Annotated in this window: 13 protein-coding genes; 10 read left to right on the top strand and 3 right to left on the bottom strand. The window is 32.0% G+C overall.

Features of this window, described 5'->3' with window-relative positions; translation table 11 throughout:
• Positions 1 to 34 precede the first annotated feature (34 nt).
• A complete protein-coding gene (trhO, locus tag BJS11_RS04265; protein WP_069995488.1) occupies positions 35 to 985 on the bottom strand; it encodes an oxygen-dependent tRNA uridine(34) hydroxylase TrhO in 951 nt (316 codons plus the stop codon).
• A gap of 372 nt (positions 986 to 1,357) precedes the next feature.
• Here trhO and BJS11_RS04260 point away from each other — a divergent pair, with 372 nt between their 5' ends.
• Positions 1,358 to 1,828, top strand: coding sequence for a peptide-methionine (S)-S-oxide reductase (locus BJS11_RS04260; RefSeq protein ID WP_069995489.1), 471 nt, complete (start codon positions 1,358 to 1,360; stop codon positions 1,826 to 1,828).
• 65 nt (positions 1,829 to 1,893) lie between these two features.
• Here BJS11_RS04260 and BJS11_RS04255 read toward each other — a convergent pair whose 3' ends face one another.
• Entirely contained in the window at positions 1,894 to 2,025 is a 132-nt protein-coding gene (locus tag BJS11_RS04255) for a beta-class phenol-soluble modulin (protein ID WP_069995490.1), read from the bottom strand.
• Positions 2,026 to 2,390: 365 nt separating this feature from the next.
• On the opposite strand from BJS11_RS04255, the gene isaB reads away from it, so the two are divergent.
• From isaB to BJS11_RS04215, 9 genes are all read left to right on the top strand, one after another.
• Complete coding sequence (gene isaB, locus BJS11_RS14130; protein WP_425337473.1) at positions 2,391 to 2,618, top strand: immunodominant staphylococcal antigen IsaB family protein; 228 nt, start codon at positions 2,391 to 2,393, stop codon at positions 2,616 to 2,618.
• A 689-nt stretch (positions 2,619 to 3,307) separates the two neighbouring features.
• The gene (locus tag BJS11_RS04250) at positions 3,308 to 4,741 is read left to right on the top strand and encodes a YhgE/Pip domain-containing protein (protein ID WP_069995491.1); all 1,434 of its coding nucleotides are present in this window, start codon (positions 3,308 to 3,310) and stop codon (positions 4,739 to 4,741) included.
• A 22-nt stretch (positions 4,742 to 4,763) separates the two neighbouring features.
• Positions 4,764 to 5,216, top strand: a complete 453-nt coding sequence (locus tag BJS11_RS04245) for a MarR family winged helix-turn-helix transcriptional regulator (RefSeq protein ID WP_069995492.1) — start codon at positions 4,764 to 4,766, stop codon at positions 5,214 to 5,216.
• A 251-nt stretch (positions 5,217 to 5,467) separates the two neighbouring features.
• The gene (locus BJS11_RS04240; RefSeq protein ID WP_069995493.1) at positions 5,468 to 6,094 is read left to right on the top strand and encodes a DUF4064 domain-containing protein; all 627 of its coding nucleotides are present in this window, start codon (positions 5,468 to 5,470) and stop codon (positions 6,092 to 6,094) included.
• Positions 6,095 to 6,215: 121 nt separating this feature from the next.
• Complete coding sequence (locus tag BJS11_RS04235) at positions 6,216 to 7,625, top strand: PDDEXK family nuclease (RefSeq protein WP_069995494.1); 1,410 nt, start codon at positions 6,216 to 6,218, stop codon at positions 7,623 to 7,625.
• A 471-nt stretch (positions 7,626 to 8,096) separates the two neighbouring features.
• Entirely contained in the window at positions 8,097 to 9,020 is a 924-nt protein-coding gene (locus BJS11_RS04230; protein ID WP_069995495.1) for an AEC family transporter, read from the top strand.
• A 270-nt stretch (positions 9,021 to 9,290) separates the two neighbouring features.
• A complete protein-coding gene (gene nrdD / locus BJS11_RS04225) occupies positions 9,291 to 11,141 on the top strand; it encodes an anaerobic ribonucleoside-triphosphate reductase (protein ID WP_069995496.1) in 1,851 nt (616 codons plus the stop codon).
• Positions 11,138 to 11,674 (top strand): anaerobic ribonucleoside-triphosphate reductase activating protein, encoded by a 537-nt coding sequence (gene nrdG, locus BJS11_RS04220; protein ID WP_069995497.1) that lies wholly within the window; start codon positions 11,138 to 11,140, stop codon positions 11,672 to 11,674. The genes nrdD and nrdG overlap by 4 nt, the downstream gene beginning before the upstream one ends.
• A 73-nt stretch (positions 11,675 to 11,747) precedes the next feature.
• Positions 11,748 to 12,731: a choloylglycine hydrolase family protein gene (locus BJS11_RS04215; RefSeq protein ID WP_069995498.1), complete on the top strand. Its 984-nt coding sequence runs from the start codon at positions 11,748 to 11,750 to the stop codon at positions 12,729 to 12,731.
• A gap of 150 nt (positions 12,732 to 12,881) precedes the next feature.
• Here BJS11_RS04215 and BJS11_RS04210 read toward each other — a convergent pair whose 3' ends face one another.
• Complete coding sequence (locus BJS11_RS04210; RefSeq protein ID WP_069995499.1) at positions 12,882 to 13,448, bottom strand: NADPH-dependent FMN reductase; 567 nt, start codon at positions 13,446 to 13,448, stop codon at positions 12,882 to 12,884.
• Positions 13,449 to 13,457: the final 9 nt, after the last annotated feature.

The raw sequence follows: 13,457 nt of genomic DNA, 5'->3' as shown, positions 1-13,457 counted from the left end.
TGCTAAATCTCAATAGCAGAGGCATTACTTATATTTATTTTACTAATTCTTTGAAGTTTTCTAAGCGTTTTGCTTTTTCTTCATTACTAATATTATGCTTTTTCACATAACGGTTATTTTCATGAGCAGCACATTCATGTGAACAAGCACCTAAATAACGAGCTTCATTTTCTTCTGATACTAGAATTTGTTTGTTACACTCAGGATTGCTACAGTTGATATAACGTTCACATGGTGTGCCGTCAAACCACTCTTTACCAACTACTGTTTTATCCACGTGGTTGACTTCAACACTGATACGTTCATCAAACACATACATTTTCCCATCCCAGAACTCACCTTGTGTCTCAGGATCTTTACCGTATGTTGCAATACCGCCTTCAAGTTGGCTTACATCTTCGAATCCTTCTTTTAAAAGGTAACCAGAGAATTTTTCACAGCGAATACCACCAGTGCAGTAAGTGACAATTTTCTTATCCATAAATTGATCTTTATTTTCTTTAATCCAATCAGGTAAATCTCTGAATCTTGTAATATCAGGACGTACAGCACCGCGGAAATGACCTAAGTCATACTCATAGTCGTTTCTTGCATCGATAACGACTGTGTCATCTGATAATAAAGCTTCTCTGAATTCTTTTGGTGACAAGTAATTACCTGTAAGTTCTCTTGGATTAACGTCATCTTCAAGGTCTAATGCAACAATTTCTTGTCTAGGACGTACATGCATTTTTTTGAATGCATGTCCCTCAGCTTCATCTATTTTGAAAGTGATACCTTGGAATCTTTCGTCATTTTTTAAAGCTTGCATATATTTGTCAGTGGCTTCAACAGTACCAGATACTGTACCATTGATACCTTCCGTAGAAACGAGAATACGTCCTTTAAGTTCTAAATCTTTACAAAAATCTAAATGCTCAGTTGCAAATAATTCGGGGTCTTCAATCGTAGTATATTTGTAATACAATAATACTCTATAATCCATAAATTACTCTCCTTTTAAAATTTTATACAAATGTATTTAGAAAATGCGTTAGTGTGTGGGTTTATAATAGATGTGATTGTTATTTACTTTGTACATTCAATTTATTAATATGAATCACAAAAATATCATTATTACATTATAACAAAAAAGGGATATTATTCAATTTATAAATTTAGACGTATTTAGCAAAAAACATGCATTATACAAAGAAATGTTTTCAAAGTAGTAATAAATAACTTGAATTAAAAAATATGCACCTCAGTATTTATAATACTTTATAGAAAGGTACAGTTATTTCTAATGCTTGGAAACAAACAGTGGAAAGCATTATAATCAATAAAATAAAATCTTATTAAGAGGTGATTCATAGAAATGGAGACAGTGTATTTAGCCGGTGGATGTTTATGGGGTGTGCAGGCATTTGTAAAAACACTTCCAGGGGTCATGCAAACTGAGGCAGGCAGAGCCAATGGTACTACCAATACATTAGATGGCGATTATGATGGCTATGTTGAAGTGGTTAAAACCGAATTTGATTCTAGTATAGTTTCAGTTACAGATTTAATGCATTATTTATTTGAAATTATCGATCCATATAGCGTGAATAAACAAGGGGATGATGTGGGGGTGAAATACAGAACAGGATTATATAGTGAAGATCCACAGCATTTAAAAGAGGCTCAACGATTCATCGATAGTTTTGAAGATTACCATTTAATCGCAACAGAAGTATTGCCGTTAACGAATTATGTTAAAAGTGCAGAAACACATCAAGATAGATTAACGCACTTTCCGAATGATTATTGTCATATACCTAGGAAGTTACTTAACAAATATAAATAAAAATACCCCCAGTTCTATGTAAGCTTCAAAAAGAAGGTTAATAGGATAGGGGTATTTGTGTGTCCTTATTTAAAGAAACCTAAAATAAAGTCTACACCTTTAGCTAAAACATCAGCGATACTAAGACCCATAGTTGCCCAGTCGTGCGCGAGACCTGCATTTACTGCGTTGCTAATTGCTTCTACGATTCCTGCCATGTGAAACACTCCTTTTATTTTAGATATTTAAAATTAAAACTTGCGCTTTAATTTGTTAAGTACAATATACATTCAATAATTAATAAATTGAGTGGAAATGCCTAACTTGATATTTTTAATTCCTAAGTGTAATAATAGTTTTTTTATATGAATTATTGGTAATAAAAGGTAATTTTAATTTTTTGTAAATTTCCAAATATAACATGGCATGTTTTTAAAAAGTATGTAATATTGTGCGTAGAACACAATACATTTTTTAGGAGGTCATCTGATTTTAAAAAGTTGTGAAAATAGTATTATCTACAAGTATTGCATTAAGTGCATTAGTTGGAATAAACAATGATGTTGTAAAATAATCAAATTTAATTGCGCATGGTGAAACCAAGCAAACGTTTAACATTCAAGGTTATACGGCAAATAATGGTGATTTTATTTTAAATCAAAAATTTATTGATGTAGTGCGTAATAATCAATTTGTTATTAATGGGTATCGAATTTCTGGTAATGAACAGCAACAAATGTCATTAATTGACATTTATGATCAAACAATTGCCAAAACAGTAGAACATACAGCATCAATGGTAGATTTCTAAATGAAAAAGATAAAATTTTCAAAGAAGCTTTGATTAAAGTATATAGTCAAATCTGTGTGTCTTTCAGTGTATTCTATGCAATTTCGATTTTAAACATAGAGGTTGCAGGCAATAAAGGAACAGCAAATTGATATTGAGCCAGCAACCCACCATATTATACAAAGTAATTATTCCAGAATGGAGTCTTTTAGTCTTTGGTATCATTCTCATAAGCTTTCTTCTACCTGGCCATTTTTACCAATTTCTCCTTTGTTTATATTTAAAGAAAGCCATCTATAATGTTAAAATTTGAATCTTTAAAATTTTTATATAGAGTTTCTTTTTTAGCATAATGTCCTCTTTTTGAAAATTGAGCATATAATAAAATTATACTTATATAAATTACTTTAAGATATACTAATTTAGTTATTTTAAAGATAAATTATGTGTGAGTAATGCAATCAATTCTGTGTATAAATAGAAAGCCAAACTTTAGAATGTATAATATTTTGAATTGCAGAATTGACAACTGGTTTTATCAAGCGTATGATATACAACTGTATAAGGGGTGTACTATTAAGAAACAATACCTCTGCACAATCCCTTAAGCATGAGCAACACGTGTTGGATGCTAATTATAGTTACAAAGGATTTTTAATCCCTAATAGTACAAAGGGTGTACAATATAAAAAGTAGAAAGGTCGAGTCAAATGTTTAATGAATTTAAATTTATTTTTAGAAATAAAATGCTTATTGTGGCACTGATTGCGATTGCAGCAATACCATTGCTATATGTTGCATTTTTTGTTGGTTCAATGTGGAACCCCTATGATAAAACGGATCAATTGAAAATTTCAATCGTTAACCAAGATGAAAAGGCGAAATTGAATGGTAAGCAGGTTACAATTGGAGACGATGTTGTTGATAAATTGAAAGATAACGACAAATTTGATTTTCAAAACGTTTCTGAAAAAGATGCTTATAAACAATTAGAAAAAGGAGAAAGTGTAGGTACGATTATTATACCTAAAGATGCTTCTAAAAATGCAACGACTTTATTAGATAAAAATCCTAAAAAGATAAAATTGGAGACACAAGTTAACCCTGGCTCTAGTTATACAGGGAGTCAGTCAGCACAAAAAGCAATTGATACGGTTACAAATTCAATAAAAGATAATATTAGAAGTAATTATTTAGATCAATTATTTGCAAGTGGAAAAAAATCACAATCAGGTTTTCAAGATACGTCAAAAGCTTTAGGTCAAATGTCAGATGCGGAGTCAAAATTAATTGATGGCAACCAACAAGTGACAAATGGTTTGAATCAATTAGCACCAGCTGTGGGACAACCGGCTCAACAATTGATTTCAGGTAACCAACAAGTGACGGATGGTTTAAATCAATTGCAACAAAATAATGATCAGCTAAAAGATAAAATTGATAAGTCAGTCAAGCAGCAAAAAGGTGTAGCATTTGAAGGTGACAACGAGAAAGCCTTAAACAATGTTACTAAAGTAAACGAAAATAATATTACTAAAGCAGATAAATATGGAGAAACGATTGTCCCATACATGGCGAGTGTAAGTTTATTTGTAGGTGCTGTTTCATTTAGTGCGATTTATCCACTCAGAAAAATGTTGAGCAAAGATGTTACGTCTGTAAAACAAATCTTTGGAAAGTTACTTCTTTACATCGTACAAGGGACATTGTCTGCACTATTAATGAGTAGTTGGGCTATCTTTGCGCTTAATATGTCGATTGATAATATCGGCAAATTTATACTTGTAGGTTTATTGTGGGCAATAGCTGCAATTTCAATAACAACATTCTTAAGTTTACTACTAGATAGAATTGGTTTATTTATATCTATGGTTTTACTTATTTTACAATTAAGTTCGAGTGAAGGTATGTTCCCAATAGAGCTATCCGCACAATTCTTTAGATGGATACACCCATTTTCACCAATGTCTTATGCTATTCAAGGATATAGAGAAGCGATATTTACGCACGCCGGCCACTTTGATTTTGGATTTGTAGTAGCAATATTAGTAGGTATTATCGTAATGATGATTATTTTACAATACCTTGTGTTATTTTGGTTTAACAAGCGGGAAAAGGTTCCGTTCTCACTAGAATTTAAATAAGCGTAATACGGAGGTGCTCATTTTGGAAAATGTAGATCGAACAATTGAAGAAGCTATTACCAAATTTCAAATTGTCATGTTGTACTTAAATAAAGAAATAGTTGAAATTGTGAAAGAAACTGGACTAAGTAATTTATTGTCACGTGAACAGATTGAAGCTATGCGAATTATTAAAACTGAAGGAAAAGTGACGATTAATGAGCTCGCACAATTACAGAATATATTTAAAACTGCAGCCTCTAAACGTATTACCAAATTAGAAGAAATGGGATATGTGCAACGTGCGCATTCTGATAATAAACGTATCAAATTAATTACATTAAGTGATGAAGGTGAAATGTTTTTAAAAAAAGCAACTGCTGTTATGACAGAAGCAGTTAAGGAACGTTTGGGAGATAAATTTACCACTGAAGAAGTTCATAATTTCGTAGATCAACTTACAAAAATCGATAATGCATTTAAGGAAAATAAGTAAATTCTGATAAAATTAAACGGATACACAGTATAAGAAGGCATCTAACGTATAACTAATAGGATGTCTTCTTATTTTAATTTGAGATATATGTAGTAACAACTATTATTAAATTTATTGGTTCAATAGCGATGAAAGCATGGACTTCAATATACACAATTAGTATAATTAAGTATACAATTAAATATTTTGAAAAATTATAGTTTTAGGTTTTTTGTCTTAGTTTATTTTAAAGATATAGAAGGAGGCGTATTATGATGAAAAGAACGATAGAGCGCGTACTGACGTGGATTGGTATCGCATTACAATTATTAGGTGTTATATTTGTAGCAATTATGATGCCATTGATGGGAAATAGTGAATTCAAAGATTCATTCATTCAAGGAATGATGGAAGGAGATAGTAGCTTTGCATACCAAGATGGCACAGATATGTTTAACGTGTTCAGTATCTTGATGGTAGTAGGGCTCATAGTTGGGATTATTTTATTAATTGTTGCTATCATTGCTGTGTTCCTAATTGGTAAGAAAAACAAAGTCGCGGGTATACTCCTTATTATCGTTGGTGTAATCTCATTACCAGGTAATTGGATTAGTGCAATACTATGGCTCGTTGCAGGTATTATGCTATTAGTGAGAAAACCTAAAAAGCCTATATATGGTAAAGATGAAGAGGGCAACTATAACCCATATATCAAAGATGGTTCACAGGTAAACGAGCACAATAATTCGTTTGTGTTATCAGAGGACCAAAAGAAAAGAGAACAAGAAACAATTAAAGATGAATATTCAACATCTCAAGATAAGAACCAAGATTTAAAAGATTTTGATGATTTAGATGAAAGATCTAAAAAAGTTCAAGAAGATCCATATAAATATTAAAAAGAAAAAGGGGTTGTCTAGCATATAGGCAATCCCTTTTTGTATATCATATTTTTATTGGCGTACATTAATTGCTGTTATATGATATATATAATAATAGTAATAAAAAGAGGTGGAACTTATGTTTAAATTACCTGAATCAATAACTGTATATGATGCTTCGCATATTGTAGAAATGGATTTGAAACTTGGTAATGAAACAATGTTTGAAATTAATATTGGAATAATGGATGAAATAAATAATGAATTTAGTGAAAAAGAAAGTACTATAATAGAAAATTTGTTAAAAGAAAGACCCAATCCAATTTTATTAACTCAAGATGAAGCCAATCAAATGAAAGTATTAAAAAAGTATAATTTGATATATAGAATTGATGATAATTTATACACAATTAACCCCAAATTGATTAATGCTTATAATGAAATTGTATTAGACTTAAAATATCCAGCGCTAGAAGTACTGTCTGAAGATCAAAGACAAACATTAAGTGGGCTGGTATTAAATGATGAATTTAGAGAAAATTTAAAAGATATCACATTAATGGAATTGCTTGAATTATACAGTAATGAAGAATTGAAAGATATTTGTAGACTATACTCAATTAAAGGGTTTTCTACCAAAAATAAAAATGGTTTATGCGAACTTATATCAAACAAGTTTTTTGAAAGTAAAGATATAGCTGCAAGTATTTTAGAGGATGATTTTTCGGTTGCAGTATTATATGAATTATTAGCATCAGATAGAAATAGTATTAAAGATGTAAATGTGGACAATTTAAACTTTTTCCCATTTATTGTCGGTATATTTGATCGATTTGGATCTATTATTGGAGTATTGCCATCTGATGTAAAGACATATTTAGAGGAAAATTTTGATGTGCAATCAAAAATAGAGAGTATTCAAGTTCCACAAACAAACTTTGAAATTATAGAATGTGTGCAACGTGCATTACAAATATATGGTATAGTAGAAATAAAGCATATGCAAGAACTAATAAAACTGTATTTAAATATAGACGTCTCTAAAAATGAATTAAAAGGATTATTTGATTTAGAAGGTGAAGGATTAATATATAAGAACTACATTGTACACCCATTCATTATGGATGATATTCAAGAATATTTAACATTTATTTTAGATGTACCTTATTTCGTGCCTCAAAATTATGAAGAATTTAAAATGATAACTGCTTACAGCGACATTTATCAAACGCTTGAAATGCAAGCATTTTCAAAATTATTCAAACAACATTTAGTTGATAAAGATAAAATGAATCAAGATGAGATGGAAATATTTTTACTAACAATGATATCGTCTGCAGTAAATGAAACACATGTAAAATTATATCTGCAAAATTTTGAAGAAAATCATATAATTACTAAGATGCCTAGAAAAAAACGTGATAAACTTTTAAATGAAATCATACCACAAATTAGAAAATGGATTTATCGTGGCCATAATTCAGAAGAATATAAAAATCTTAAACGCACTGATAAAAATGTTGTGAGTTTTAATAACTTCAAAAAGTAAACTTCTTGCTAGAGTGAAAGAGGTGTAGTGAAATGATGGTTTTAATCATGTTGTCGCCACTATTAGTAGTTGGATTTATAGTGATGGCTGTTTTAGAAGAGAAAAAGCGTAATCAAAAAAATAATAAAGATAAATAGACTAGGACATCAAAAAATCAAAGTTTGTTTCTCATACAGGGCAGGGCAACGGAACCTTTTAGAAAATTAGGTTACTGTTCTGCTCTTTTTTTATATTTTTATCGAATACTAATAGAGGTAAGACTGACTGGCTAGTGACTGTACACTGAAGGTAGTCTTATATTTGGAAAACAATAGGTAGCTGCTATATTGTTTTACGTGAAACAATGCAGAAGGAATAATATGTATCAGTAAAATCATTCATCTTCTGATATGATAAAAGAAATCAACAATTAAGGATAGGCAAAACAAAGATATAAAAATGTCGTGATTAATAATTAAAGGAGGATACATTATGAGTGAAATGCTGTACATCTTGCAGACTGTACTCCTGCCTATTTTCATTATGATTATGCTGGGATATATCATACAAAAGAAATTCTTATTAGATTTAAATACATTAGCGAAGCTGAATATTTATGTGTTTGTTCCGGGATTTATTTTTGTTAAATTTTACAAGACTAACTTCGCGTTAAGTCTTTTATTGTATATTGTAGTGTTCTTTATTATCTATATGGCTGTTTTATTCATAATAGGGAAGGTGCTAACTGCTATTCGTAAGACGGATAAGGGAGAAGCGACAACACTTTCTAATAGTCTAATGTTCTTTAATTCTGGTAATTATGGCGTTCCTGTAAATGACCTTGTGTTCAAAGGTGATCCTTTAGCAATGTCTGTACAAGTTATTGTTTTATCCTTGCAAAATATTTTCACTTTTTCATATGGTGTGTTTGCAATTCAATCATTACATATTGGAAAATTAAAGGCTTTGTTAGGTTATTTTAAAATGCCTGTTCTTTATGCATTGTTACTTGCTATCATATTGAATTATGCTAATGTACCGATACCTGAGTTTGTATGGACACCGGCTAACTATGTTGCTGATGCAATGATTGCCATTGCTCTGTTAATGCTTGGCGCACAAATTTCAAAAATTAAATTTAGTTTTAAGTGGTCTAAGTCATATATCTATGTATTTATAAGATTAATTATAGGCCCATTTATCGCACTCATTATCATTAAAATAATGGGGATTGAAGGTATCATTGCACAAACATTATTCATTGCATCTGCAATGCCAACATCGGTCAACAGTTCAGTGATTGCTCAAGAATATGATAATCATCCAGAACTTGCTGCAGAACTTGTATTTCTTTCTACGCTACTCAGTGCAATAACAGTGGTTATTGTGATTTATTTTTCTCGAATTTTGTTTTAAAAATATTGTAATTAAGTGATAAGGGAGTCTTATTTTTCGATTGATGAGAATAAGATTTAAATAAAACATAAATAATAGAGTATTTACGCAAGAGCGGCTAGGCTTCTTTAATGAAGTAGTCGCTCTTTAAAAATGTCTAGTACAATTTAATGTTCAAGAACTTTTAACAAAGGTATGACAATTTTGTTAACGACTATCCTAGTGTTTGAAACACAATATATAGTGGTTTATATTTTATTGTAATACTATATATAGAATGGAAGGGGTAAAATGAACAAACTTGAACAAGATTTGAAAAACCTTATTACGAAAGATCCCACTGTTGTTAATGAAAATGCGAATAAGGATAGCGCGACATTTTCAACGATGAGGGATTTAACTGCAGGCGTGGTTTCAAAATCATATGCCTTAAATTATTTATTGCCGGAACATGTTGCACAGGCACATAAGAGAGGTGAAATTCACTTTCATGATTTAGATTATCATCCATTCCAACCATTGACGAACTGTTGTTTAATCGACGCTGAAAGTATGCTAGAACAGGGGTTCCAAATTGGGAATGCTACAGTAACTTCACCGAAATCCATTCAAACTGCATCAGCACAACTCGTACAAATTATTGCTAATGTTTCCAGTAGTCAATATGGTGGTTGTACGATTGACCGTGTAGATGAATTATTGAGTAAATATGCTAAATTTAATGAAGTAAAGCACCATCAAATTGCGGAGAAATTTGTTTCTCCAGCGGATGTAGATGCTTATGTTGACGATCGCGTCACTAGTGATATTGAGGATGCGATTGAAAGTTTAGAGTATGAAATCAATACATTGTATACATCCAATGGGCAAACGCCATTCGTGACACTTGGATTCGGGTTAGGTGTAGATAAATTTAGCCGTAAAGTACAGGAAGCCATTTTACATACGCGAATAAAAGGGTTAGGAAAAGATCGTATCACGGCTATTTTCCCCAAATTGGTGTTTTCAATTAAAAAAGGTGTTAATTTTAGTGAAAAAGATCCCAATTATGATATTAAACAGTTAGCACTTGAATGCTCAACGAAGCGGATGTATCCTGATATTTTGAACTATGATAAAACAGTTGAATTATTAGGAGATTTTAAAGCACCTATGGGATGTCGCTCATTTTTACCAGCGTGGAAAGATAAGGAAGGTCATTTTGAAAATAATGGACGTTGTAATTTAGGTGTCGTTACACTCAATATTCCAAGGATTGCAATCGAATCCAAAGGGGACATTGAAACATTTTGGAGGATTTTTCATAAACGTATGACAATTATGCACGATGCACTTGTTTACCGCATTGAACGCATTGCACAAGCAACACCGGATAATGCACCAATCTTATACAAAAATGGGGCTTTTAAATATCGTTTGAATGATAACGAGCAGGTTATTGATATTTTTAAAGGACAACGCGCAACTTTATCAATGGGTTATATTGGCCTATACGAGGCAGCAACTGTATTCTATGGTCCTGAATGGGAAAAACTTTCTAGAGCAAAGGCCTTTACGCTGGATATACTGAAAGTAATGAAAGAATATCAATTAAAATGGACCGATACATATGATATTTGGTTTAGCATATACAGTACACCAAGTGAGTCGTTAACCGATCGTTTCTGTAGATTAGACCGTGAACAATTTGGTGAAATTCCAGATATTACTGATAAAGGCTATTATCAAAATTCATTCCACTATGATGTACGTAAGGACATTACGCCATTCGAAAAAATTGAATTTGAAAAAGATTATCCATACTATGCAAGTGGTGGATATATTCATTATTGTGAATATCCTAAACTGAATCATAATTTAAAAGCACTCGAAGCCGTATGGGATTATTCATATGACAAGGTGAGTTATTTAGGTACCAATATTCCAATTGATCACTGTAGAAAATGTGGGTTTGAAGGTGATTTTGATACAACATTTAAGGGCTATCAATGTCCTGAATGTGGTAACAGCGACCCGAAAACAGTAGATGTTGTGAAACGAACTTGTGGCTATCTTGGTAATCCCGTGCAACGTCCAACGATAGAAGGACGTCATAAAGAAATGTGTGCACGAGTCAAACATTTGAAAGATACAACAATATGAAAGGATTAGATATTACACATGGGCAAGGCTATATTGCAAAAATAGAGCATCAAAGTTTTGTGGATGGTGAAGGTGTAAGGTGCAGCTTATATGTTTCAGGTTGCCCGTTTGCTTGTGAAAATTGTTATAATGTGGCTGCTCAGAATTTTAAATATGGTGAGCCTTTTAATGAAGGTATCTTAGAAGAAGTGATGGATGCATGCGAACCCAATTATATTTCGGGAATAAGCATATTAGGAGGAGAACCATTTTGCAATGTGGATATTACCTTGCAATGTGTTAAAAAATTCAGACAACGATATGGTAAGACTAAGTCAATATGGATATGGACAGGATTTTTATTTGAGTACCTCATACAAGATAGTGCTGAAAGAAAGGCATTGCTGGAGCACATTGATATACTCATAGATGGTCCGTTCATTAATCATTTATATAAACCTAATTTGTCATATAGAGGTTCATTAAATCAACGTATCATCGATGTACAAGCTTCAATAGTTGAAAAGCGGGTTTGTGAATACATAAGAGATTAACAATCATTTTCACAAATCATTACGCAATCAAGTGTATAAAAATAAATAAAGATTATACAAAGGGGGCAAAAAAATGTGCACAGGTTTTTCATTTTCATCAAAAAATAAACAAGTGCTATTAGGCCGAACAATGGATTTTGTATATCAACTTGAAGGATTTCCCGCAGCCCAGCCAAGACATTATTATTGGGAATCACGTGTGGATTACAAGGGTAAAACAAGATATGGTTTTATTGGTTCTGGTTGTGATATGGAAGGATTGCTCTTTGGAGACGGTGTAAATGAGCATGGTCTTGGTACATCGATACAATATTTCAGAGGTTACGCTTCTTATGCCACAGAACCACGTGAAGGTTATATGAATATCGCGCAAAGCGAAGTGATTATTTGGGTGCTAGGTTATAATAAAAATATTGATAATGTGATTAAAAATGCGCCAACAGTTAATGTTATTGGTCATGTCTTAAATGACATTGAAGAAGTACCACCGATACATTATCATATTACGGATGAGACAGGCCGAACAGTGGAACTTACTTTTAGAGACGGTCAAATTGTTATCAATGAAAATCCGTTAGGCGTGTTGACTAATAATCCAGATTTAAATTGGCATTATGAAAATTTAAGGAATTTTGCACAATTAACGCCTCATAAACCATCACATAAGCGTATGTTAGGTCAATCGGTAGCATCTTTAGGTAATGAAGGTGGTACGTTTGGTCTGCCAGGGGGATTTACCTCGGGCGAACGCTTTATCCGTATGGCATATTTGAAGGATAATCTAATTGGCAGCGACAATCCAGCATATGACGTGCTCGATGCTTTCAAATTATTAGATGGTGTCAGTATTCCTAAAGGTGCGGTTTTAGATGAAAATGAAGGTCTGCATTATACTTTATACCAAACGGTGCTAAATTTAACGACACGTACGTTATTTATTAAATGGTACGATACGAATCAAATCACAGAATTAGCGTTAACTGAGTCACTGATGATACAAGATAAAATGACAGTTTTTGATCCTGTAAAGGGGTTAATAACTAATAAATTAAATTAAGCGAGTTGTAAATACACACTTCATATTATTGAAATAATGATAATTTGGGCAGTTTGACAGACTTAAAGGCACGTTACTAAGTCTGTTAGGCTGCCCATATTTTATAAAAAAATACAATCGCACCATTGTAGGAACGATTGTGTTATAAAATTAAAAATCATATTGATTATTTTCTTCTTCAAGTACTTGGGCATACACTTTTGCGACACGTAACGTTGAAGTTGTTAAAGCATTCAATCTAAATAGAATATCATCATTTACAATTGTACCTTGTGAAAAGTCACGTTCTTCTATAAATACATAAGTTTGCATGATGTGTGCTTTCATATACCCTAGTATCGGTTTTAACTGTGTCTCAGGAATTAAATAATGTTTTGCTGAACCTGCCGTCGCAATAATACCTACAACCTTATCTCTGAATGCGTTTACTGGAAGTAAGTCGAAAACATTTTTTAGCGTGCCTGGTATGGATGCTTGAAATACTGGGAATCCAATGAAAATAATATCTGCTTGCATGAGCGCAGTTGTTAACGTTAATGTATCACCTGAATAATCTAAATAATTACGACCATCACTAAATGATAAATCTAGTTCTTTTAAATCGAAAAATTGGACCTGATGTTCAGATTCTAACTGATTAATTTCAGATTGTAGATACTTCATGGCAGTGCTTGTCTTAGAACCGACAGTTGAGCCGGAAAGTAATACGATATTCATTTGTTACCT

It is taken from the genome of Staphylococcus caeli (genome assembly GCF_900097965.1).
Taxonomy (GTDB): Bacteria; Bacillota; Bacilli; order Staphylococcales; family Staphylococcaceae; genus Staphylococcus; species Staphylococcus caeli.
Note: the sequence above shows the minus strand (reverse complement) of the source record. Positions and strands in the feature narration are given on the sequence as shown.